Annotated in this window: 27 protein-coding genes; 14 read left to right on the forward strand and 13 right to left on the reverse strand. The window is 58.2% G+C overall.

Annotated elements, in window-relative coordinates; translation table 11 throughout:
- Positions 1–306: 306 nt before the first annotated feature.
- Positions 307–1236 carry an electron transfer flavoprotein subunit alpha/FixB family protein gene (locus tag AC0TOF_RS08955; RefSeq protein ID WP_121999968.1) on the reverse strand — a complete coding sequence of 310 codons (930 nt, stop codon included), beginning with the start codon at positions 1234–1236 and terminating at the stop codon, positions 307–309.
- 23 nt (positions 1237–1259) lie between these two features.
- The gene (locus AC0TOF_RS08960) at positions 1260–2006 is read right to left on the reverse strand and encodes an electron transfer flavoprotein subunit beta/FixA family protein (RefSeq protein ID WP_121999967.1); all 747 of its coding nucleotides are present in this window, start codon (positions 2004–2006) and stop codon (positions 1260–1262) included.
- Between the two features lie 351 nt (positions 2007–2357).
- On the opposite strand from AC0TOF_RS08960, the gene queC reads away from it, so the two are divergent.
- Genes queC through queE form a run of 3 tightly spaced genes read left to right on the forward strand, consistent with a single transcriptional unit; the run spans position 2358 to position 4131 of the window.
- Positions 2358–3056, forward strand: coding sequence for a 7-cyano-7-deazaguanine synthase QueC (queC, locus tag AC0TOF_RS08965; RefSeq protein ID WP_473767971.1), 699 nt, complete (start codon positions 2358–2360; stop codon positions 3054–3056).
- Positions 3056–3412 carry a 6-carboxytetrahydropterin synthase QueD gene (gene queD, locus AC0TOF_RS08970; protein ID WP_473767972.1) on the forward strand — a complete coding sequence of 119 codons (357 nt, stop codon included), beginning with the start codon at positions 3056–3058 and terminating at the stop codon, positions 3410–3412. The genes queC and queD overlap by 1 nt, the downstream gene beginning before the upstream one ends.
- Positions 3391–4131, forward strand: coding sequence for a 7-carboxy-7-deazaguanine synthase QueE (gene queE / locus AC0TOF_RS08975; protein WP_473767973.1), 741 nt, complete (start codon positions 3391–3393; stop codon positions 4129–4131). Before queD ends, queE begins: the two co-directional genes overlap by 22 nt.
- Here queE and AC0TOF_RS08980 read toward each other — a convergent pair whose 3' ends face one another.
- From AC0TOF_RS08980 to AC0TOF_RS08990, 3 genes are read right to left on the reverse strand one after another with little or no spacing between them, the layout of a single operon-like run.
- Positions 4132–4722 (reverse strand): cob(I)yrinic acid a,c-diamide adenosyltransferase, encoded by a 591-nt coding sequence (locus AC0TOF_RS08980; RefSeq protein WP_473767974.1) that lies wholly within the window; start codon positions 4720–4722, stop codon positions 4132–4134.
- Between the two features lie 2 nt (positions 4723–4724).
- Complete coding sequence (locus tag AC0TOF_RS08985; protein ID WP_104754986.1) at positions 4725–4928, reverse strand: twin transmembrane helix small protein; 204 nt, start codon at positions 4926–4928, stop codon at positions 4725–4727.
- A 33-nt stretch (positions 4929–4961) separates the two neighbouring features.
- Positions 4962–5816 (reverse strand): SDR family oxidoreductase, encoded by an 855-nt coding sequence (locus tag AC0TOF_RS08990; RefSeq protein WP_473767975.1) that lies wholly within the window; start codon positions 5814–5816, stop codon positions 4962–4964.
- A 141-nt stretch (positions 5817–5957) separates the two neighbouring features.
- On the opposite strand from AC0TOF_RS08990, the gene AC0TOF_RS08995 reads away from it, so the two are divergent.
- Complete coding sequence (locus tag AC0TOF_RS08995; protein ID WP_473767976.1) at positions 5958–6821, forward strand: YihY/virulence factor BrkB family protein; 864 nt, start codon at positions 5958–5960, stop codon at positions 6819–6821.
- Here AC0TOF_RS08995 and AC0TOF_RS09000 read toward each other — a convergent pair whose 3' ends face one another.
- Positions 6822–7679: a DMT family transporter gene (locus tag AC0TOF_RS09000; RefSeq protein WP_404573000.1), complete on the reverse strand. Its 858-nt coding sequence runs from the start codon at positions 7677–7679 to the stop codon at positions 6822–6824.
- Positions 7680–7794: 115 nt separating this feature from the next.
- Here AC0TOF_RS09000 and AC0TOF_RS09005 point away from each other — a divergent pair, with 115 nt between their 5' ends.
- Positions 7795–8280, forward strand: a complete 486-nt coding sequence (locus tag AC0TOF_RS09005) for a YaiI/YqxD family protein (protein ID WP_109369900.1) — start codon at positions 7795–7797, stop codon at positions 8278–8280.
- Here the strand turns inward: AC0TOF_RS09005 and AC0TOF_RS09010 are convergent.
- Positions 8272–8892 (reverse strand): LysE family translocator, encoded by a 621-nt coding sequence (locus AC0TOF_RS09010; protein ID WP_473767977.1) that lies wholly within the window; start codon positions 8890–8892, stop codon positions 8272–8274. The genes AC0TOF_RS09005 and AC0TOF_RS09010 overlap by 9 nt on opposite strands.
- A 53-nt stretch (positions 8893–8945) precedes the next feature.
- A complete protein-coding gene (tlpA, locus tag AC0TOF_RS09015) occupies positions 8946–9650 on the reverse strand; it encodes a thiol:disulfide interchange protein TlpA (RefSeq protein WP_473767978.1) in 705 nt (234 codons plus the stop codon).
- A gap of 54 nt (positions 9651–9704) precedes the next feature.
- Between tlpA and argH the strand changes: the two genes are divergently transcribed.
- The 4 genes from argH (at position 9705) to AC0TOF_RS09035 (ending at position 15418) form a co-directional block, all read left to right on the forward strand.
- Positions 9705–11105, forward strand: a complete 1401-nt coding sequence (gene argH, locus AC0TOF_RS09020; RefSeq protein ID WP_473767979.1) for an argininosuccinate lyase — start codon at positions 9705–9707, stop codon at positions 11103–11105.
- Between the two features lie 109 nt (positions 11106–11214).
- Entirely contained in the window at positions 11215–11397 is a 183-nt protein-coding gene (lptM, locus tag AC0TOF_RS09025) for an LPS translocon maturation chaperone LptM (protein WP_121999956.1), read from the forward strand.
- Between the two features lie 23 nt (positions 11398–11420).
- Complete coding sequence (gene lysA, locus AC0TOF_RS09030; protein ID WP_473767980.1) at positions 11421–12686, forward strand: diaminopimelate decarboxylase; 1266 nt, start codon at positions 11421–11423, stop codon at positions 12684–12686.
- A 98-nt stretch (positions 12687–12784) separates the two neighbouring features.
- A complete protein-coding gene (locus AC0TOF_RS09035; RefSeq protein ID WP_473767981.1) occupies positions 12785–15418 on the forward strand; it encodes a TIGR02302 family protein in 2634 nt (877 codons plus the stop codon).
- Between the two features lie 26 nt (positions 15419–15444).
- Here AC0TOF_RS09035 and hpt read toward each other — a convergent pair whose 3' ends face one another.
- Complete coding sequence (gene hpt, locus AC0TOF_RS09040) at positions 15445–15981, reverse strand: hypoxanthine phosphoribosyltransferase (RefSeq protein WP_473768113.1); 537 nt, start codon at positions 15979–15981, stop codon at positions 15445–15447.
- Positions 15982–16145: 164 nt separating this feature from the next.
- On the opposite strand from hpt, the gene AC0TOF_RS09045 reads away from it, so the two are divergent.
- The 3 genes from AC0TOF_RS09045 (at position 16146) to AC0TOF_RS09055 (ending at position 19107) form a co-directional block, all read left to right on the forward strand.
- Positions 16146–16925 (forward strand): class I SAM-dependent methyltransferase, encoded by a 780-nt coding sequence (locus AC0TOF_RS09045; RefSeq protein WP_473767982.1) that lies wholly within the window; start codon positions 16146–16148, stop codon positions 16923–16925.
- A gap of 144 nt (positions 16926–17069) precedes the next feature.
- On the forward strand, positions 17070–18176 hold the full coding sequence (gene hisC, locus AC0TOF_RS09050; protein WP_473767983.1) for a histidinol-phosphate transaminase: 1107 nt from the start codon (positions 17070–17072) through the stop codon (positions 18174–18176).
- Positions 18177–18180: 4 nt separating this feature from the next.
- On the forward strand, positions 18181–19107 hold the full coding sequence (locus AC0TOF_RS09055) for a prephenate/arogenate dehydrogenase family protein (protein ID WP_473767984.1): 927 nt from the start codon (positions 18181–18183) through the stop codon (positions 19105–19107).
- Positions 19108–19155: 48 nt separating this feature from the next.
- Here AC0TOF_RS09055 and AC0TOF_RS09060 read toward each other — a convergent pair whose 3' ends face one another.
- Positions 19156–20175 (reverse strand): DUF2125 domain-containing protein, encoded by a 1020-nt coding sequence (locus AC0TOF_RS09060; protein ID WP_473767985.1) that lies wholly within the window; start codon positions 20173–20175, stop codon positions 19156–19158.
- A 211-nt stretch (positions 20176–20386) separates the two neighbouring features.
- On the opposite strand from AC0TOF_RS09060, the gene AC0TOF_RS09065 reads away from it, so the two are divergent.
- Together AC0TOF_RS09065 and AC0TOF_RS09070 are read left to right on the forward strand one after the other, a co-directional pair.
- Positions 20387–20956 (forward strand): gamma-glutamylcyclotransferase, encoded by a 570-nt coding sequence (locus AC0TOF_RS09065; protein WP_122000004.1) that lies wholly within the window; start codon positions 20387–20389, stop codon positions 20954–20956.
- A 110-nt stretch (positions 20957–21066) separates the two neighbouring features.
- On the forward strand, positions 21067–21357 hold the full coding sequence (locus AC0TOF_RS09070; RefSeq protein WP_061344492.1) for a YggT family protein: 291 nt from the start codon (positions 21067–21069) through the stop codon (positions 21355–21357).
- An 82-nt stretch (positions 21358–21439) separates the two neighbouring features.
- Here AC0TOF_RS09070 and ppa read toward each other — a convergent pair whose 3' ends face one another.
- The 3 genes from ppa to AC0TOF_RS09085 form a co-directional block, all read right to left on the reverse strand.
- Entirely contained in the window at positions 21440–21970 is a 531-nt protein-coding gene (gene ppa, locus AC0TOF_RS09075; RefSeq protein ID WP_010657539.1) for an inorganic diphosphatase, read from the reverse strand.
- Between the two features lie 138 nt (positions 21971–22108).
- Positions 22109–22891 carry a lysophospholipid acyltransferase family protein gene (locus AC0TOF_RS09080; RefSeq protein ID WP_473767986.1) on the reverse strand — a complete coding sequence of 261 codons (783 nt, stop codon included), beginning with the start codon at positions 22889–22891 and terminating at the stop codon, positions 22109–22111.
- Positions 22891–23016: a hypothetical protein gene (locus AC0TOF_RS09085; protein ID WP_473767987.1), complete on the reverse strand. Its 126-nt coding sequence runs from the start codon at positions 23014–23016 to the stop codon at positions 22891–22893. The genes AC0TOF_RS09080 and AC0TOF_RS09085 overlap by 1 nt, the downstream gene beginning before the upstream one ends.
- Positions 23017–23024: the final 8 nt, after the last annotated feature.

Here is a 23024-nt window from a genome sequence, read left to right on the forward strand (position 1 = left end):
GAGCATATGCTCTAACTTTTGTTTTTGCGCATTATCCAACGCAAAACCGCTTCGCACTTTTGCTGGAAATGCTCTGTCTCTACGCATTATCCAACGCAAAACCGCTTCGCACTTTTGCTGGAAATGCTCTGTCTCTACGCATTATCCAACGCAAAACCGCTTCGCACTTTTGCTGGAAATGCTTGAGTATACCAATTCTGTCCAAGACAAATACAGCCCTCATTCACGGAAAGGCAAAAACAGCGCTTCCGTCTATGAGGGCCCCAAATAGAAAGCGGCGGGACCTGCCCGCCGCGTTCTGATCGATCAAAGCGCTTTTTGCAGTTCCGGCAGCACGGTAAAGAGATCGCCGACGAGGCCGTAATCGGCGACCTGAAAGATCGGCGCTTCCTCGTCCTTGTTGATGGCGACGATCACACGACTATCCTTCATGCCGGCCAGATGCTGGATCGCACCCGAGATGCCGACCGCGATATAAAGGTCCGGTGCAACCACCTTGCCCGTCTGCCCAACCTGCCAGTCGTTCGGCGCATAGCCCGCATCAACGGCCGCACGGCTTGCGCCGACCGCAGCACCCAGCTTGTCGGCAACCGGCAGGATCACTTCCTGGAACTTTTCGGCCGAACCGAGTGCACGACCACCGGAGATGATGATCTTGGCCGAGGTCAGTTCCGGACGATCCGAATCCGAGAGCGCATTGCCAACGAAGCTCGACAGTGCCGGATCGGCAGCTGCATTGACGCTTTCAACCGCAGCCGAACCGCCTTCGCCTGTTGCGGAGAAGGAAGCGGTGCGTACCGTGATCACCTTCTTGGCATCCGTGGACTGCACCGTCTGGATCGCATTGCCCGCATAGATCGGACGCTTGAACGTGTCAGCCGACACCACTTCCATGATTTCCGACAACTGCATCACATCGAGAAGCGCTGCCACGCGCGGCAGGATGTTCTTGGCCGAGGTCGTCGCCGGGGCGATGATCGTGTCGTAATTGCCAGCCTGTTCCACGATCAGCGCTGCCATCGGCTCCGCCAGCTGGTTTTGCAGCGCATCGCTTTCGGCCAGCAGAACCTTGCGCACGCCTTTGAGCTTTGCCGCCGCATCGGCAGCAGCCTTTGCACCCTTGCCAGCCACCAGAATATCGACATCGCCGCCGATCTGGGCCGCTGCCGTCAGCGCCTTGGCCGTCTGGTCGGAAAGGGTTGCATTGTCATGTTCGGCAATAAGAAGAATAGCCATTTGTCTTGTCCCTTCCGATTTCTTTAAAGTACGCCGTCAGCCTTCAGCTTCTCGACCAGTTCTGCGACGGAACCGACCTTCACGCCAGCCTTGCGGCCGCCCGGCTCTTCGGTCTTCAGAACCTTCAAACGCGGTGCAATATCAGCGCCGAAATCGGCAGGCGACTTTTCATCGAGCGGCTTCTTCTTGGCCTTCATGATGTTTGGCAGCGACGCATAGCGCGGCTGGTTCAAACGCAGATCAACCGTGACGATCGCCGGAAGCTTAACGTCGATGGTCTGGAGACCGCCGTCGACTTCACGCGTCACCTTGGCCGAACCGTCGGCAAGCTCCACCTTGGAAGCAAACGTCGCCTGGCTCCAGCCAAGCAATGCCGACAGCATCTGGCCGGTCTGGTTGGAATCGTCATCGATGGCCTGCTTGCCGAGGAAGACGAGATCCGGCTTTTCCGCCTCGACCACGCCCTTCAAAACCTTGGCAACGCCAAGCGGCTCGACCGTCTCGTCGGTCTTGACCAGGATCGCGCGATCCGCGCCCATGGCAAGTGCGGTGCGCAGCGTTTCCTGCGCCTGTGCCGGGCCAACCGAAACCGCGACGATTTCCGTCACCTTGCCCGCTTCTTTCAGACGGATCGCCTCTTCAACCGCGATCTCGTCAAAAGGGTTCATCGACATCTTCACGTTCGAAAGCTCAACCCCCGAACCGTCTCCCTTTACACGGATCTTAACGTTGTAATCGACAACCCGTTTCACTGCGACAAGGACTTTCATCCGCGATTACCTCTTCAATGACTCTTGCAGCACGACTATGCCGCCGTGAACTCCCACCCGCATGTCAAAATCCGACATGAAAGCGGCACCGGCGCAACTTGGATGATGACGCAAATGCGCTGCCTATCCGCCGGGAACCGGCACGAAACCTAAAGACGGTTGACGTGCACGTCAATCAGGCATGAGCCGCTATATCGATTAAAATCAATTTATTCTGACAGGACATCATTCCGAAACTGCGCAACCCGACGCCTCCCTTTTTCATGTCGTTTACAAGCAGCGCGCCATGCTTTAGGTAACGCTCCGCAATCCGGTCGCAGCCTACCCGGTCAAAACAAGGAACCCTGACTTATGAAAACGCTCGTCGTCTGCTCCGGCGGACTCGATTCCGTTTCGCTTGCTTACAGAATAGCAACCGAACATCAGCTCACCGCCCTGCTCTCCTTCGACTATGGCCAGCGCCATAAAAAGGAGCTGGATTCGGCCAAAACCTGTGCCGAAAGGCTGGGCGTCCCCCACCAGATCATCGATATCACCAATATCGGCGCAAGCCTGACCGGATCGGCCCTTACCGACGATGTCGATGTGCCTGACGGACACTATGCCGAAGAAACGATGAAGATCACCGTCGTCCCGAACCGCAATGCGATCATGCTGGCAATCGCCTTCGGCGTCGCGGCGGCGCAAAAGGCCGAAGCGGTAGCGCTTGCCGTCCATGGCGGCGACCACTTCATCTATCCTGACTGCCGCCCCGGATTTATCGATGCCTTCCAGACCATGCAGAACCACGCACTGGACGGCTATGCGGACATAAAGCTGCTCGCGCCCTATGTGCATGCATCGAAAGCCGACATCGTTATCGACGGCGCAAAATATGGCACGCCCTTTGCGGCGACGTGGTCCTGCTACAAGGGCGGCGAACATCATTGCGGACGCTGCGGCACCTGCGTCGAACGGCGCGAGGCTTTCCATCTTGCCGGTATCGAAGACCCGACGCTCTATGAGGACCCGGATTTCTGGCGCGATACCGTAGCACAGAGGAACGTCTGATGTTTCGTATCACCAAGGAATTTCACTTTTCCGCCTCGCATCAGCTGACCGGCCTGCCAGCCGATCATCAATGCGCCCGACTGCACGGCCACAACTATATCGTGGAAGTCGAGCTTTCCGCGCCTGACCTGAACCAGCACGGTTTTGTCCGTGATTATCATGAGCTCGCGCCGTTCAAGCGCTATATCGATGATTGTTTTGACCATCGCCATCTCAATGATGTTCTGGGTCACAACCAAAGCACGGCTGAAACATTGGCACGGCATTTTTTCGATTGGTGCCATGCTCGCTGGCCGGAAATTTCCGCCGTGCGGGTCAGTGAAACGCCCAAGACATGGGCCGAGTACAGACCGTGACACACATACGAATCGCGGAAATTTTCGGGCCCACGATCCAGGGCGAAGGCGTGCTGATCGGCGAACCAACGGTTTTCGTGCGAACCGGAGGCTGCGATTACCGCTGCTCCTGGTGCGACAGTCTGCATGCCGTCGAAAGCCGCTTTCGCCACGAATGGAAACCGATGAGTGTCGAGGCAATTTGGGATGAAGTGACGGCACTTTCCCAAAACAAGCCGCTAACAGTGTCACTTTCCGGCGGCAATCCGGCCATTCAGCCCTTGGGACCTTTGATCGAGCATGGCAAAGCCGAGGGCTATCGTTTCGCGCTTGAAACCCAAGGCTCGGTTGCACAGGGCTGGTTCTCCGCGCTCGATACGCTGGTACTGAGTCCGAAGCCGCCCTCAAGCGGCATGAGCACTGATTTCGATGCGCTGGCGGCTTGTGTCGAGGTTGCAGGTACAGCGCCGCTAACAGTGCTGAAATTCGTCATCTTCGATGATGAGGATTATGCCTTCGCCAAAGACGTAGCCAGTCGACACCCGCGATTGCCGGTCTATCTCCAGCCCGGCAATCACACCCCGCCGCCGCCCGAAGCGCATGATGCCGCAATCGACATCGACGGCATCATGCGGCGGATGGAATGGCTGGTGGAAAAGGTGATTGCGGATGGCTGGTACGAAGCGCATGTCCTGCCCCAGCTTCACGTGCTGATCTGGGGCAACAGACGCGGTGTCTGATCAGCGGTTGGCGCCGGGCACCCAGAGCACGTCCTGCGCGCCGTTATTATTGACGGTTCGTGATGCCACGAACAGGAAATCGGAAAGGCGATTGATATATTGCAGGGCCTCTGCCGAAACCACCTCCCCCTCGACGCGGGCAAGTGCAACCATCAGCCGCTCGGCCCGGCGTGAAACCGTGCGCGCAAGATGCAGCGCTGCCGATGCAGGCGAACCGCCGGGAAGAATGAACGAGCGCAGCGGCTGCAAATCGGCATTGAGGAGGTCGATATCGGCTTCCACACGCGCGACCTGCGATGCGACGATGCGCAGCGGTTCGTAAGCGAGCGGCTTGCCGTCATCCGGCGTGGAAAGATCGGCTCCCAGGTCGAAAAGATCGTTCTGGATACGGCCCAGCATCGCATCAATCAGCGCATGGGGATTATCGTCGCCGCCAGTGTGAAGACGCGCCATGCCGATGCATGCATTGGTTTCGTCCACCGTGCCATAGGCTTCGACACGCAGATCCGACTTCAGCCGCCGCGGCCCGCTGGCAAGTCCGGTCGTGCCCTTGTCGCCTGTGCGGGTATAGATCTTGTTGAGCTTGACCATACCTACTGACCGTTTTTCACACGCGCGTAATAGATCGCCCCAACGATCAGGAGCACGGCGATGAACTGCAGGAAAACGCGCAGCTGCATCATCTTGTTGGAAAAATTGCCGTCACCGCCACGCATCATGTTGCGCAGGCCGATAATCAGAACGACAGCCACGGCAAACATGGCCACCATTGCCGCGCCCTTGAACAGAACGTCCATTTTACTTCCTTCCCATGCGCACTGTTCCTGACCTCATGACTGGTCGGACAGCATCCGGTAGAGCCAGCGCGCAGGCATCAGGCGCCGCGCCAGTGACCCAAGTTTCGCCGGTCTCGTCACCACATAATGCGGACGAGGACGCGGCGCCTCCAATGCATGAAGCAGTACAGCATAGACGGCTTCCGGTCCAAGCTTGTTCTTGGATTTTGTGCCGCCGCTTTCCAGTTTCGCCATCTGGCGCTGATAAAGCTCGCGATGAACCGAAGCTTCCATATCGATATTGGCCTTGGCGTGGCTCGCAGCATTATAGGTAAAACGCGAGGCAATGGGACCGGGCTCAATCAGCGACACATCGACACCGGAACCTTCCAGCTCCATGCGCTGCGCAAGCATCAGTCCTTCAAGCGCGAATTTTGACGCCACATAAGCGCCGCGCCATTTCATCGGCACCAGCCCCAGGATCGACGAGCAATGCACGATCCGCCCATGACCTTGTCGGCGCATGACCGGAACCACGCGCCGGGTGAGATCGTGCCAGCCAAAGAAATTGGCCTCGAACTGCTGGCGCAAGGCTCCGACCGGCAAGTCCTCTATCGCGCCCGGCTGGGCATAAGCGCCATTGTTGAACAAGGCATCGAGCTTGCCGTCAGTCTGACGCAACACCTCATCGGCAAGAGCAGCAATCGACTGCGGCTCCGTATAGTCGAGATAATGCGCCTCAATTCCCTTTGCCCTGAGCGCCGCAATATCCGCATCCTTGCGGGCAGTTGCAAATACGCGCCAGCCCTGACCGTGAAGCGCTTCGGCACAATAGGCGCCAATACCGGAGGAGCAGCCGGTGATGATGATACTGCGCTGTCGCTCCTGACCGGTTTTTGCCGAGGTCATCTGTCTGTTTCCTACTGCCGTTTCGCCAAGCTTGCTTGATTCGGAAGCGGTTTAAAACGGGGTCTGCCCTTGCAATCCGCAGACCGATGCTAGATTTAAGGCCTTGAAACACAGGCCAATGCTTCGGAGACAAATCTGCGGATGCGAAAAATCAAACGTTTTCTCCGTCAGATTACCTACGACGTCATCGGTCATTTCAGTTCGGACGACGGATGGGCTTTCGCCAGCCATATCGCGCTTTCCGGCCTGATGGCACTGTTTCCGTTCCTGATCTTCGCCACCACGCTTGCGAGTTTTCTCGGCACCAAGGAATTCGCCGATACGGCGGTGCATGTCATTTTCGATATGTGGCCATCGAACATCGCGGCCCCCATCGCCAATGAGGTGATGAACGTGCTGACCGTGCAGCGTAGCGGACTTCTGACCCTCAGCGTCATCGCGGCCGCCTATTTTGCTTCCAACGGTGTCGAAGCGCTGCGTATCGCGCTCAACCGCGCCTATCGCGTCACCGACCAGCGCTCGATCATTTTCTGCCGCCTGCAAAGCCTGGGCTTCGTTCTGGTCGGCACGCTGAGCCTGATGGCGATCAGCTTTCTGCTGGTTTTGGCCCCGCTTGCCGTGCGGCTTGCCGAACAATGGTTTCCCGATGTAGCGCCGTTCACGGGCACGATTTCCTTCTGGCGCTATACGGTGGCCGTGGCGGTTCTGGTTCTGGCACTGTTCATGGTGCATATCTGGCTTCCTGCCGGACGCCGCAGTCTCGGCGATATCCTGCCCGGCATTCTCATCACACTTGTCGCCTGGCTGGCGGCCGCGACCGCCTTTGCAAAATATCTCGAAACTTTTGCCACTTATGTCACCACCTATGCGGGCCTTGCCTCGATCATGGTGGCAATCGTTTTTCTCTACATGCTGTCGGCTATTTTCATCATCGGCGCTGAAATCAACGCCGCGATCATGAATTTCCGCAAACGCGAGCAGCAACCAGATCTGGTCTTGGAATAGTCAGCGCTTCATGGTCGTCAGGGCAACGCCCAAGGTCGTGACAACCATGCCGGCAATCTGGAGCGGACCGAGCGTCTCGCCGAAAATCAGATAGGCCATGATCGCCGCCGTGCCCGGCACGAGATAGAACAACGAGGCGACTTTCGACATCGCGCCTTCGCGGATCATCACCAGAAGCGCCAGAATGGCGCCGATGGAAATCGCCAGCGTCAGCCAGACCAGCGCAAAAATGAGCTGTGGCGACCAGATGATCACGCGGGTTTCAAAGCTGAAAGCACAGAGCGCCGTCAGGACGGCAGCAGCGATATACTGAACTGCCGTACCGGTTTTCAGATCACTGGTCGTGCCGAAACGCTTCTGCCAGACCGTGCCGGTGCTGATGGCAAGCACAGCGAAAAAAGCCGCCGCAAGGCTCTTGGGATCGACGCCGCTGCCTGCCGAAAACTTCGGCCAGACGACCATCGCCACACCGAGAAAGCCGATCAGCAGGCCCGTCCATTGGCGTCCGCTTGCCCTTTCGCCCAGAAGCATTGCCGCAATCAGCGTGGTGAGCATGGGTTGCAGCCCCGCGACCAGACCCGACATGCCAGCAGGCAGGCCGTGATGAACCGCCCAGAAAAGTGCTGAAAGATAAGCACCATGGATCAAACAACCGGCGATAGCCGCATGAACCAGTGTGGCGCCCTTCGGCCACACCGCCCGGCTCGCCAGCGCCCACAGCGTCATGATGACCGCCGCAATGGAAAACCGCACCGCCATGAAGGTGAACGGTTCCGCATAGGGCATGGACAATCCGGCCCCGATGAAGCCGGTGGCCCAGAGCAGAACAAACATAATGGGGAAGAAGCGCGCGGCCATAGCAAACTCTCTTATTTGCGCTCGCCTTATACCGCTTCGGCAGAAACACCTATCGCATAAATCTGATTGCAGCGTTCAATTTGCCAAAAGGCAGGCGTCGTTTTATTGAGAACGGATGACCATTGAAACCAATACGATCCGCATTCTCGTTGACGCAGATGCCTGTCCGGTGAAGGCTGAAATCTACCGTGTCGCCGAGCGGCATGGCCTGCCTGTGGTGCTGGTCGCCAACAGTTTCGTGGCGATCCCGCGTGATGCCGAACGGGTGGAGCGGGTTGTCGTCTCGGACAAGCTCGACGCCGCCGACGACTGGATCGCCGAAAATGCAAAGCCGGGTGCTATCGTCATCACCGCCGATATTCCGCTGGCCAGCCGTTCGCTCGAAAAAGGCGCATCGGTCATCGCGCCCAATGGACGCGTTCATACGCAAAGCACCATCGGCAACACGCTCGCTACACGCAATCTGATGGATTCGCTACGCTCTGCCGGAGAAATCACCGGCGGTCCCGCGCCATTTGCGCCGAAGGACCGGTCGGCGTTTCTGTCGGCGCTCGATCTCGCCATTGTGCGGTTAAAGCGCGCCGGTTTTACATCAGCTTGACCTGATCGTTGCAGTCGCAACACCAGCGCCGATCAGCAAGGTGCCGCCTGCGCGATTGAAAATCCGCAGGGCCCGCTCGCTGGCAAAGAAGCGCCGCGCCCGTGCCGCCGTCAGCGCATAGGCGAAGGCATTGAGGAAGGCGAGCACCAGAAATGTGCTTTCAAAGACCAGCATCTGGGTCAGAAAATCCCGATGCGGGCTGAGGAACTGCGGCAGAAACGCCACGAAGAAAGTGATGCTTTTCGGGTTGAGCGCCGTCACCAGCCAGGCATGAACCAGCATCCTAACCGGATGCACCTTGTCATGCCGGGCCTTGGCATTCATCGTGCCTCCGGCCCGGAACAGCTTGATGCCGAGCCAGACGAGATAGGCAGCGCCAATCCATTTAACCACCGTGAACACGGTTGCGGAAGCCGCGAGCAGTGCCCCGACCCCCAGCATGGAGAGCGTCATGGCCGTGAAATCGCCCAGCGCCACGCCCACAGCCATCGGAAAAGCCGTCTTCCATCCCTGCCCCAGCGCATAAGACACGACGAGCAGAACCGTCGGCCCCGGAATGATCAGAAGCACGATGGATGCGGCAGTGAATGCAAGCCAGACGTCGAGGCCCATGGGCTGTCTCCTTCGAAAAGGAGGAAGCCACCAATTCGCGCCGTTGTCGAGGATTAAAGTTTTTGCGCCGCTTCGATCAGTTTCATGGCGTCCGGCCCTTCCCATGGGGCGGGCCCGTTCATCGATGCGATCTGGCAGCCATCCTTATCGACCAGAAGCGTAACCGGCAGGCCGAAAGCGAGGTTCTTTCGCTTCAGTTCGTTGAAACTCGCCATGGTCGCATCCCGGTGCAGCGTGAGGTTCTTAATGCCGATCTCGCTTAGAAAACCCTTCGGCTTATCGTCGGAACCCGTGTCGATATTGATCGCCACGACATCGAAATCCTTGCCGCCCTTTTCGGCCTGCAATTTGTCGAGGGCTGGCATTTCCTCGCGGCATGGCGCACACCATGTTGCCCAGAGATTAACGAGAAGCGTCTTGCCCTTGTAATCGCCAAGCGTCATCTGCTTGCCGTCGGGGCCCGTGAAGGCAAGATGCGCGACGGAAATCGGCTTTTCGGCGGCGCGCATCGCAGCCACACTTCCGGTTGCCGCCGCATCCAGAGCCTTCAGCGCATCGGCTTTCAGAGCGCATTGGGCAGAAGCTTCATCATTTTCGGCAGAAACATTAGCCGCTACCACATTGCCAGAAGGCCGCTCCATCACGTATACCGCCACGATACCGGCAATGACACCGGCAAGGGCGGCAAGAAGGACGATCTTGCGATTTCCCGATTTCGTATGCTGTTCGGAATTCGCCTTTTCGTTGTCTTCTGCCATATCGCGTCACTTCTTTCCAATATTCCGCCAATTCGTCACTCGGGGCATATGAGCATGAGCGAACAAAAATCAAGCAACCAGATGTGGGGCGGCCGTTTTGCCTCAGGGCCCGATGCGATCATGGAAGAGATCAATGCATCGATCGGTTTCGACCGCAAGCTCTATGCGCAGGATATTCAGGGTTCGCTTGCCCATGCAGCCATGCTGGCAAAGACGGGCATTATTGCGGCGGAAGACCACAGAAAAATCGAGGACGGCCTCAAAACCATCCTGAAAGAAATCGAGGATGGCAAGTTCACCTTCTCGCGCAAGCTCGAAGACATTCACATGAATATCGAGGCGCGGCTGGCCGATCTGATCGGCCCTTCCGCCGGACGCCTGCACACCGCCCGCTCGCGCAACGATCAGGTGGCTGTCGATTTCCGTCTCTGGGTCAAGCAGGAACTGCAAAAAACTGCCGCCGCCCTCAAGAACCTGATCGAAGCTTTCCTTGAGCGCGCCGAAGAACATGCGGCAACCGTGATGCCGGGCTTTACCCATCTTCAGACCGCGCAGCCCGTCACATTCGGCCACCATTGCATGGCCTATGTGGAAATGTTCGGCCGCGATCTGTCCCGTGTGCGCGACGCCATTGAGCGTATGGACGAATCGCCTTTGGGCGCTGCTGCCCTTGCAGGCACCGGCTTCCCGATCGACCGTCACATGACCGCCAAGGCGCTCGGCTTCCGCGAACCAACCCGCAATTCGCTCGACAGTGTTTCCGACCGCGACTATGCGCTGGAGTTCCTGTCGCTTGCCGCCATCTGCGCCGGGCACCTCTCACGCCTTGCCGAAGAGATCGTCATCTGGTCGACGCCGCAATTCAACTTCGTGCGGCTTTCCGACGCCTTCTCCACCGGCTCATCGATCATGCCGCAGAAGAAGAACCCGGATGCCGCCGAGCTGGTTCGCGCCAAGACGGGCCGCATCAACGGCTCGCTGGTTGCGCTTCTGACCATCATGAAGGGCCTGCCGCTCGCCTATTCCAAGGACATGCAGGAAGACAAGGAACAGGTCTTCGACGCTGCCGAAAACCTGGAACTCGCCATTGCCGCCATGGCTGGCATGGTGCGTGACCTGACGATCAATGTGGCCGCGATGAAAAAGGCCGCAGGCTCCGGTTATTCGACCGCGACCGACCTTGCCGACTGGCTGGTGCGTGAACTGGGACTTCCCTTCCGCGAGGCCCACCATGTTACAGGTCGCGCCGTCGCTCTGGCAGAAAGCCGCAAGATCGATCTGGCAAAGCTTTCGCTTGAGGAATTGCAGTCGATCCATCCGGGCATCACAGATGCCATCTTCGGCTATCTGACGGTCGAAAAATCAGTGAAGAGCCGCCAGTCCTTCGGCGGCACCGCCCCGCAGGAAGTGCGCCGCCAGATTCGTTACTGGAAGAAGCGCATCGTAAAAGCCTGATGGCCAATTAACATGATGTCATGTGGAATCATCTCGCAAAGGGGTGATTTCACTTTCAGATATTATACGCTAGACCTAGCGTACACACATATTCCGGGAACCAAAGCTGATGACAGGCCGCTCCGCCATTTCTTCCGTGCTTCTGATCGCCGCGCTCGCGGCCACGCTCGCTGCTTGCGGTCGCAAAGGCCCGCTGGAGCTGCCGCCATCCGCCGTCGTGACGGACGAACAAGGTCACACCAAGCCTAAGCCGAAGGAAGACAAGCCGATCATCCTCGACAAGCTGTTATAAGTTTCTGCTGCAGGACCTTTTCCGTGAACCATTTCGAATATCGCAACGGCGTCCTTCACGCCGAAAATGTCAGCCTGCCTGAAATCGCACAGGCCGTCGGCACGCCTTTTTACGTCTATTCCCGCGCGACCATTGAGCGCCATTTCCGCGTATTCAGCGAAGCCTTCGCTGGCATGGAAACGCTGGTGACCTACGCGTTGAAGGCCAATTCCAACCTGGCCGTGCTGAAAACGCTGGCAAAGCTTGGCGCCGGTGCAGACACCGTTTCGGAAGGCGAGATTCGCCGGGCGCTTGCTGCGGGCATCCCGGCCAACAAGATCGTCTTTTCCGGCGTCGGCAAGACCCCGCACGAAATGGATTTTGCACTGGAAGCAGGTATCTACTGCTTCAACGTCGAATCCGAGCCGGAACTGGAAATCCTTTCAGCCCGTGCGGTAAAGGCAGGCAAGGTCGCATCCGTATCGCTGCGCATCAATCCCGATGTGGACGCGAAGACCCACGCCAAGATTTCAACCGGCAAATCCGAAAACAAGTTCGGCATTCCGCGCGTCAAGGCGCGCGAAGCCTATGCTCGTGCGGCAAGCCTGCCCGGCCTCGATGTGGTCGGCATCGACATGCATATCGGCAGCCAGATCATCGACCTGGAACCGTTCGACAACGCGTTTGCCCTGATGGCGCAACTGGTCAAGGAATTGCAGGCCGACGGCCACAATATCCGCCACGTCGATGTTGGCGGCGGTCTCGGCATTCCTTACCGTACCGACAATACGCCGCCGCCCCTGCCCGTTGCCTATGCTGAAATCGTCGCCAAGCATATCAAGCCGCTGGGCCTCAAGACCGTGTTCGAACCGGGCCGCCTGATTGTTGGCAATGCCGGACTTCTGGTGACGGAAGTGATCTTCGTGAAGGAAGGCGACGCCAAGAATTTCGTCATCGTGGACGCCGCGATGAACGATCTCATCCGCCCGACGCTTTACGATGCCTTCCACGACATCAAGCCGGTCGTTCTGCCGAAGGATGACGCCCCGCGTATCCGCGCCGATTTCGTCGGCCCGGTCTGCGAGACAGGCGATTATCTGGGGCTTGACCGGGAAGTGGCAAAGCCTGCTCCGGGCGACCTGATCGCCGTTTGCACTACCGGCGCTTATGGGGCCGTGCTCTCCAGCACCTATAACAGTCGCCTGCTCATTCCCGAAGTGCTGGTCGATGGCGACCGCTATCATGTGGTTCGGCCGCGCCGCACCTATGAGGAATTGCTGGCGCTCGATTCCGTGCCGGAGTGGTTATAAATTCCACCCGTACAATTATCATGGCAAAGCCTCGCCTTTGCCATGATGCGTGTTATCTTGTTGCGAGATGAAAACGCGATACACGCCAGAAAGCCCAGATGACGGATCGTAGCAACGACAGGAAAGACAGGTCGCGCGCCGCGCGGGATGCTGTCCTGCGGCTCTTTTCCGGGGAAGGTGCCGCCCTGCGCCGTTTGCGTCTGCGTGCATGTCTCTCTATCGGCTTCGAACGTTTCTGGCCTCTTATCCTGCCGCTGATTCTTCTTGTCGGCCTGTTTGCCAGCCTGAGCTGGTTCGGCCTGTTCGGCATGATGCCGCGATGGCTGCATATCGGCGTGCTGGCGCTGTTCGGCCTTGCCGGTCTCATTGCGCTCTGCCTGCCGTTTCGGTTTCGCTCCCCGACGGAAAGTGACGTTACAGGCCGCATCGAAGCGATCAACGGTCTTGTTCACGAACCGCTTGCCGTCCAGACAGGCCACATGGCAACCGGAGAACACGATCCGTTCGCTGTCGCCCTGTGGGGGGAACACCAGCGCCGCATGGCGGACCGGTTGAAAAATCTGCAATCCGGTCTGCCTTATACCCGTGTTCCCGAACATGACCCGTTCGGCATTCGCGCGCTGGTTGCCCTGCTTTTCGTAACCGCCTTTGCCTACAGCCTCAGCCCCAACAGCGGGCGCATTGCCGATGCATTTCACATCCGCCCCGGCGATGGCACAGCCGTTGCGCGCATTGATGCATGGGTGACGCCGCCACGCTATACCGGGCGCGCGCCGGTCTTCCTGACCGTCACGGATGATCGTGAGCAGGCCCCAATCAACGTACCGCAAGGCAGCATTCTCTCGGTCCGTGTGATCGGCGGCGGTTCTGAACGCCTGACTGCCACCGATGCAAAGGGCGAGCGCCGTGACGTGCAGCCGATAAATGCCGAGGAAGACCAGAAACAACCTGCAGAACAGGCTCTCGTCGATGAAAGCCGCAATTTCCGCTACGATTTGCAGCGGGATGAAACCCTGGCGCTTTCCGGCACCGATGCCCGCTGGAAGTTTTCTGTCACCCCGGATAATCCGCCGACGATCCGCTTCACGAAAGAGCCGGGGCACGCGCTGAATGGCACTTTGCAGCTCTCCTACCAGATCGATGACGATTATGCGCCGGTAAAGGCCGAAGGTGAGATTATTCCGCTCAACGATGACGAGGACGAGGAAGCCGCACCGCTTTACGATGCGCCGGAACTGTCGCTGGCGCTGCCGCGCCGCGGCGTGAGCGACGCCACGACGTCAAAGGACCTGACCGAACATCCATGGGCAGGCGAAAAGGTTGCGCTCACGCTGGTTGTGACCGATGCCGCAGGACAAACGGGCCGCAGTGAAACCAAGGTCATAACCTTGCCAGAGCGGCCTTTCAGCAACCCGCTTGCTCGCGCCATCGCGGAGCAGCGCCGGATTCTCGCGCTTGATGCGACGCAACGTGAGCATGTGCTCGACATGCTGTCGGCAATTACGCTACGTCCGGAAGAAACCATCAAGAATGCCGCCCATTATCTGGGACTGGTGACGATCCGCACCCGCCTTCGTCTGGCCAACAGCGATGATGCCCTGCGCGATGCGGCTGACTATATGTGGCAGGTCGCTCTCGGCATCGAAAATGGCAATCTTTCCGCCGCCGAGAGGCGTCTGCGACAGGCGCAGGAGGCGCTGAAAAACGCTCTTCAGAACGGGGCTTCGCAAGAAGAAATCGAGAAGCTGACCGCCGAACTGCGCAAGGCCATGCAGGATTTCCTCCGGGAATTTGCGCAGCGCCAGCAGCAAAATCCGAACGCACGCCGCGCCGCCCCCGACCCCAATGCGCGGATGCTGACCGAAAAGGACCTGCAGCGCATGATGGACCAGATCGAGAATCTGGCACGGCAGGGCTCGCGGGATCAGGCCGAACAATTGTTGTCGCAATTGCAGAACCTGATGGACAATCTGCAAATGGGACAGGCACAGCAGGGTCAGGGACAAGGTCAGCAGGGCCAACAAGGCCAGATGCAGCAGCAGATGAACAAGCTCGGCGAGCTGATGCGACGCCAGCAGCAGACCATGAACGAGACCTTCGATCTCGATCAGAAGATGCAGCGCCAGTTCGGCGGCAGCGATGGCGAAGGCGAATTCGGCGACAACATGTTCCCCGGCGATGACGGCTCCATGGGCGGTGAAGCCGAAAACGGACAAAACCAGAGCGGAAAGGGCGATGTTCCGCCTGATATGACGGAAGCCATGCGCAAGCTGCAACAGCAGCAGAAGGACCTCCAATCCGATTTGCAGAAGCTGATGGACGATCTGAAGGGCATGGGGCTGGAACCCGGCAAGGATTTTTCGGACGCCGGAAAATCAATGGGCAATGCCACGGATGCGCTTGGCCGCAGCGAAGGCGCGGAAGCAAGCGATCAGCAGGGCAATGCGCTCGATGCGCTGCGGCGCGGCGGGCGCGACATGATGCAGAAAATGCAGCAGGCCATGGGCCAGCAAGGCCAGGGGCAAAGCGGAGCCAACGGCAGCAAGGGCCGTGATCCGCTTGGCCGTCAGCAGGGTACCGGGGAGAGTCTTAACGACGACGTCAAAATTCCGGGCGAGATCGATATTCAGCGTGCGCGGGAAATTCTCGACGAAATCCGCCGCAAGCTCGGCAATGCGCTGACGCCGCAGATGGAAAAGGAATATCTGCAGCGCCTGCTAAAATTCGATTGATCTGATACCACAGGCGCCGGACGGGGTTACTCCATCACCCGGCCAACATAAGGCAGCTGGCGGAAAGCGTGTCCGACATCCATGCCATAACCGACGACAAAATAGTCCGGACATTCGAAAGCCACGAAATCGGCATCAAGATCGACCTTGCGACGCACACTCTTGTCGAGAAGAACAGCGATGGAAACATTGCGCGCCCCACGCTCCAGCATGAGTTCGCGCACGAATTTCAATGTCTTGCCGGATTCCAGAATATCGTCGATCAGCAGCACATCACGGTCGCGCACATCGCTGTCGATATCACGCAGCAGGCGAACTTCCGTGCTGGTCGTCCCCTTGCCATAGCTTGAAACCGTAATGAATTCCACATCGGGCTCCACACCGGCATCATGCATGGCGCGGATAAGATCGGCTGCAAAAATGAAGGAGCCTTTCAGGATCGAAATCGTCAGCAGATTGTGGAACTTGCGTTCGGCAATGGCCTTGGCGAGATCGAGATTGCGATCGGCAATCTCGTCCGGGCTAAAGAGCACTTCGATTGACTTGCCACCGACTTCGGGCATCTGCTGCTTCTCCTGATCGTTCGCTTTCGCGCAGACTTCGGCCCCGTCAAAGGTGCCGGAAAGGCACGCTCTATAGCATGGTTTGAAGAAATTGCACCCCATCACATGAAGATGCTCCGGCTTCTCCATTTCCCAGCGTCGAGAATTCATATAGCGTGGCATCCATGCATCCAGACATCATCGAACTGCGATCATTTTACGACACGACCCTCGGCCATCTCGCAGAGCGCGCGATCCGTATGGCATTGGCCGGATTGTGGGGCCATGTGCCGGGAGAGCGGCTCGTCGGCATGGGCTACAGCCTGCCCTATCTCGACCGGTTCAGCGCCGATACCGAACGCACTTTCGCCTTCATGCCGGCAGGCCAGGGAGCCGTCGCCTGGCCATCGGCTGAAAAAACGGCAACGGCGCTCGTTTTCGATGAGGAACTGCCGCTGCCCGATTCCTCGATCGATCGCGTACTGATGGTGCACGCTCTGGAATATGCGGAAAACCCGACAGAAACGCTAAAAGAGATGTGGCGCGTCCTCGCCCCCAATGGGCGGCTCGTCATCGTGGTGCCGAACCGGCGCGGCCTGTGGGCGCGCTTCGAGCATACGCCTTTCGGCAGCGGGCGCCCTTACAGCCGCACCCAGCTCGCCACCTTGTTGCGCGAGGCGAATTTCACCGTCAGCACGGTGAGTGACGCCCTGCATTTTCCGCCCGCCACGCGCCGTTGGATGATGCGGCCCTGCCTTGCGCTGGAAGGCATGGGACGGCGATTGTGGCCGGTCTTTTCAGGCGTTCTTGTGGTGGAAGCGCAGAAGCGGCTCTATCAGGGACTGCCTGTCGCCCAGCGCTCGTCGCGCCGTGTCTTCGTTCCTGTTCTCGCACCGCAGGGAACACCTGTCGGGGGATTGCGGAAAGCCTCAGCGCGACTGCACACACCGGAACATAAAAACTAGCACATTTACGCATCAACGCCCGCAAAAACGTACAGTTGCGGCAATCCACACCTGTCACCGGACAAGGTTTTTCTCGACTTGGACGCAATGGCGGGATATGCCCCATCATACCTTCAACATTGACCTTTTGGCGGAGCCAAAATCATGACCGATACGCAGAACCTTACCCGTCCCCAGCCCAAGGCAGGCCTGCTCGACATCGCAGCCTACGTACCCGGCAAGGAACATGTGGAAGGCGTTGCCAAGGTCTATAAGCTCTCCTCAAACGAAACGCCGATGGGTCCGAGCCCGCATGCTATCGACGCCTATCGACACGCGGGCGAAAGGCTGGAGCTTTATCCCGACGGGCAGGCGCTCGCGCTGCGTCAGGCAATTGCCGAAACACAGGCGCTCAACGTAACGAATATCCTGTGCGGCAACGGCTCCGATGAGCTGCTCGGCCTGATCTGCCAGACCTATCTTGCTCCGGGCGACGAAACCATCATCACCGAGCATGGTTTTGCCGTCTACAAGATCCAGACGCTCGGCACTGGCGCAACGCCGGTCACGGTCAAGGAAAAGAACGAGCGTATCGATGTGGACGCCATTCTGGCTGGCCTCTCGCCGCGCACGAAGATTGTCTTCATCGCCAATCCGGCCAATCCGACGGGCACCTATCTGCCTTTCGAGGAGGTTCGTCGCCTTCATGCCGGATTGCCCAAGCACGTGCTTCTGGTTCTCGATGCGGCCTATGCCGAATATGTACGCCGCAACGACTATGAATCCGGCCTCGAGCTCGTTTCTTCCAACGAGAACGTGGTCATGACACGCACCTTCTCGAAAATCCATGGGCTGCCGGGCCTGCGCATCGGCTGGATGTATGCGCCCTTGCACGTCATCGATGCCGTCAATCGCATCCGCGGGCCATTCAACATGAATTCTGCCGCCATTGCCGCCGGTGCGGCCGCGATCCGTGATCGCGCCCATGTCGAGACGTCGATTACCTACAATGACAAATGGCTTGGCTGGCTGACCGAGGAATTTACCAAGCTTGGGCTGCGGGTAACGCCTTCGGTCACGAATTTCCTGCTGATCCATTTCCCCGATGATGCCGCGCATTCGGCGGACAAGGCCGACGAATGGCTTTCCAGACGTGGTTATATCCTGCGTCGCGTCGGCGGTTACGGCTTCCCCAATGCATTGCGCATGACGGTTGGACCGGAAGAAGCCAATCGTGGCGTCGTCGCTGCCCTGACCGAATTTTTGAAGTAGAACAATGTCCACGGTTCATTTCGACAAGATCGCCCTGGTCGGCATCGGCCTTATCGGTTCATCGCTGGCGCGCGTCATTCGGCGTGAGAAGCTCGCCAATCACATCGCCATCGCCACGCGCAGCAGCGAAACACTGAAGCGCGCCGAAGAACTGGGGCTTGGCGACAGCTACACCACGGACAGCGCCGAGGCCGTCAAGGATGCCGATCTCGTCATCGTGTCTGTGCCGGTCGGCTCGTCAGGCACTGTCGCGCGCCAGATCGCGGCAAATCTCAAACCCGGCGCCATCGTCACCGACGTTGGCTCCACCAAGGCTTCCGTGATTGCGCAGATGCAGCCGGAACTGCCCGGCAACGTGCATTTCATTCCCGGCCACCCGCTGGCAGGCACGGAATATTCCGGTCCGGACGCAGGCTTCGCTGAGCTCTTCACCAATCGTTGGTGCATCCTGACACCGCTGCCCGACACGGATGAAGCGGCACTGGAAAAGCTGAGCGACTTCTGGATCGCCTGCGGCTCGCGGCTTGATCGCATGGACCCGCAGCACCATGATCTGGTGCTGGCCATCGTCTCGCATTTGCCGCACATCATCGCCTACAACATTGTCGGCACGGCCAGCGATCTGGAACAGGTGACGAAGTCGGAAGTCATCAAATATTCCGCTTCCGGTTTCCGCGATTTCACCCGTCTGGCCGCATCCGACCCGACGATGTGGCGCGACGTATGCCTGCACAACAAGGATGCCATCCTCGAAATGCTCGGGCGCTTTTCGGAAGACCTTGCCTCGCTGCAGCGCTCGATCCGCTGGGGCGATGGTGAAGCGCTGTTCGACCTTTTCACGCGCACGCGCGCCGTGCGACGCGGCATCATCGATGCGGGTCAGGAAGTGGATGCACCGGATTTCGGACGTCAGGCCGCGACGCGCGCATAGGGCGGCACATACTGCCCTACTGCCTTACTCCCCTATTCCCTTATTCCCTTAAAGCGCCGGCAACCTTCCGAGAGGAATAAATCCGGCACTGACCTTGCCCTTGCGCACGGCGATCTCCATCACGGGATTGCCGTTTTCGTCCTTGGGCATGGCCGAGAGAGCAAACAGAACCGTCGCGATATTGCCGCCCTGTTCGGGGAATGCTGTCTGTCCCGCCTGCGCCAGCGATTGCGGATTGACCAGCGTAAGCTTGACATCGGCTTCGATCAGCCCGTCCGCATCGACCGAAAACGGTCCCGCAACAGAAACCATGGCCCCATTGGGCATGGACAGGAACGCCTGATTGACCGTGCCGGAATGGCCGCGCAACCGCTGGTGAAAAGGCGTATCGCTCCTCGCGAGCAGCGTGGCGGCATCGGATACGTCAATATCGGCCACACCGTCAATTTCAGGACTGGCGGTATTGCCAATCGCCGCCTTGGCAAGCTTCAATCCAGCAAAGCGTCCATTGATCTTCAAGGCGCCATCCGCCTCGCTCATGCGGAAATCCATCTGCTCGAGCGTGCTGAGAGGCTCCGTCTTCGTGGTTTCGGTGCGAAGGCCAACCGTGACCTCACGCGCAGCCAGTTCGATTTCGGTCGGAAATGGACGTGCCAGCCGGGTGTTGGAAGTAAACCTGCTCCAATTGACCTCAAGCGGCTCCAGCCCCGGAAATTCGATGAAGGCAGGTCCCGTCAGGTCATTTGACAGAGAACGCGGAGCATAGACCGGCGACCCGGACGTGAACCGCCCGGCGCGAAACGACATGCCTTCGGAAGGGCGCTGCCAGGAAATGCTGTCACAGATGACATTGACACGCAGCGGATAGCCGCCCATGCGCAGGTCTTCGCATTTCACGCCCACACCTTGGGCGGCAAGCTTGGCCATGTCGGCCCTGGCGCGCGCTTCAAGCCTGTTTGCGATATAGAACCACCCCGCCGTATAGCCGGCGATCAGGACGACCAGAATGACGATGAGCGCGATGGGACGCTTTCTGGCCTTTGGTGCGTTCATTCCACTATGCGCCATTTCAAAAGCCTTGCATGAATCAAACAGTTGTTTCGAAGAGCCTCGCCGCAGGATTCAGATCGATACCCAAACCCGCCCTATTTTGCTCCTCCCGACTGTTGGCCATATTATGGCAGGAATGTGCCTTTTGAAGTGGCGAAGAAGAAAAAACAAAGGATATCCGTTGATTACCGGTGGAAATCGGCGTTCACTAAACAATATGGATACCCTCATGACCACAGCTTTCAATGACAGGCGAATGAACGATTTCTGGGTTTTCGGTTATGGATCGCTGATGTGGCGACCGGGTTTTGCGCATGTGGAGACCGTACGTGCGCGTCTTTACGGTTACAGGCGCAGTCTATGCATCTATTCGCATGTTCATCGCGGAACTCCCGATCAACCGGGACTGGTTCTCGGGCTGGACGCCGGCGGCTCCTGCCTCGGTATCGCCTTTCGCGTGCCCGGCGACATGACCGGCGAAGTCATGACCTATCTGCGCGAACGTGAAATGTCGAACCACGTTTATCACGAGAAGCATCTCCGTCTGCGCCTTGCCGACGGTCGCAGTGTCGATGCGGTCACCTATGTCGCGGACCGCCGCCACATCCAATATGCCGGATCGCTGTCAGCCGAGAACGCGGCGGCAATCGTCGCGTCCGCCCGAGGTGATTCAGGCGCCAATGTGGATTATGTCGTCAACACGCTTCAGCATCTGCGCAATATGCGGGTACGCGATCACTGGCTGGAGCATGTCAACGATCTCATTCACCGCAATATCAACCAGAATTCGATTATTTAAGCGGCTGGAAGCAGACAGAACGCTTCTCAAAATTCCTGCGCTCCAATGCTCAGCCCTTGTTCTTGACCGATGCAACCGCTACATCTCGGCCAATTGGCAAGGAGGCCTCCATGATCGCATTGTTCCGCACCATTGATTTGGCGCTCGATATCTACACCTATATCATTATTGCGAGTGCCATCTTCTCATGGCTCTATGCGTTCAATGTCGTCAATTCCGGCAACCGTTTCGTGGCGTCGATTGGCGAGTTTCTCTACAAGGTGACAGAGCCTGTCCTGCGCCCGATCCGCAATATTCTGCCCAATCTCGGCGGCATCGACATTTCTCCGATCATCCTGCTTTTGATTATCTTCTTCATCCGCCAGTTCATGTGGACGACGCTGCTGCCGCTTTTCCTGTAAGCGCATCATAAGCAAGCCTTAAAACAAAAGCGCCCGGACATTGCCGGGCGCTTTTGTTTTCAATAGACCGGATAGCTATCGCTTACTTGCCCTTGGCGCGTTCGATAGCTTCGACGATGAACTTGCGAGCGTAATCTTCATCGCCCCAGTCGCCGATCTTGACCCACTTGCCGGGTTCCAGATCCTTGTAGTGTTCAAAGAAGTGCGCGATCTGCTTCAGAGTGATCTCCGGCATATCGGTATAGTCGTGAATCTTTTCGTAGCGGCGCGTCAAGTGCGGCGACGGAACAGCGATAATCTTCTCGTCCTTGCCGGAATTGTCTTCCATGACCAGAACGCCGATCGGGCGCACGTTGATCACGCAGCCGGGAACCAGCGGACGGGTGTTGCAGACGAGAACGTCGATCGGGTCGCCATCTTCCGAAAGCGTATGCGGCACGAAGCCGTAATTGCCCGGATAGGTCATTGGCGTGTAGAGGAAGCGGTCGACAATGAGGGCGCCGGCCTTCTTGTCCATCTCGTACTTGATCGGCTGGCCGCCGACAGGCACTTCAATGATGACGTTGACGTCTTCAGGAGGATTGGAGCCGATGGAGATGGCATCAATATTCATGATGTGTCCTTTCGTGTCGGGCCCTGATAACGGGTTTCAAGATTGTGTGCAAGAAAAACGAAAGTTGAAGAAAACGCGGTGAATTGTCGTTCTCGCAATGCAATTGAACGTGATCAGGCCGTTAACATGCTGTGAGGGTTAGGCACCGAGCTCGTTCAGTCTTTGAACGGCGGTCGGCGGCATCGGGGGCGGGTTGGGATCGCGGCTGGCCGCGATCAGAAATTCATCGCAAGCCGTCTCGGTCGTTTCGATCAGCCGCTTGAGGAATTCCTCTTTCGGCAGGCCCGGCGGAATGGGCGGCAGAATACGAGCGCGAATGGTTCCCGGATAACGCAGAAACTTGCGGCGCGGCCAGTAAAGGCCTGCATTATGTGCTATTGGCACCACCGGCAGATTGAGCGCTTCATAGAGATGGACAATGCCATATTTGTATTGCGGCGGAGCGCCCGGCGCACGGCGCGTTCCCTCGGGATAAATGAGAATCTGGCGACCGTCCGCAATCGCCCTTTCCGCTCCCTTGGTGATGGAGTGCAGCGCCTTGACCCGGGACCCGCGATCCACCGGGATCATCTTCATCTTGGCGATATACCAGCCAAAAAGCGGAATGAGCATCAATTCCCGTTTCAGGATCAGCACGGGATCATCGAGATAGGGCAGGAAAGCGTAGGTATCCCAGGCCGACTGGTGCTTTGGCGCGCAGATATAGGCGCCTTCAGGAATGTTCTCCAATCCCTCGACCACACAGTTGGTTCCGGCAATATGCTTCTGGAGCCAGAGATTGACCCGCGCCCACAGCTTCGGCACGATCCAGGCCTTCTTGCGGGGCAACAGGAAATAAAAGGGCGTATAGACGATCATCTGAACGATTGTGCAGATATAAAACGCCGCATTGAACAAGATTGAGCGCAGGTAGAGAAGCATCAGTCGGCGGAGACCCTGGCTAAAGCATTTTCGTTTCCGGCTTCCGGCGAACGATCACGCACGAATTCTGGACTTTCTTCGGAAAGTGACGGCACCGATATATCAGGAAGATCGGCTATTTCCATCAGGAAAT

The organism is Ochrobactrum sp. PL_is501 (assembly GCF_055816895.1).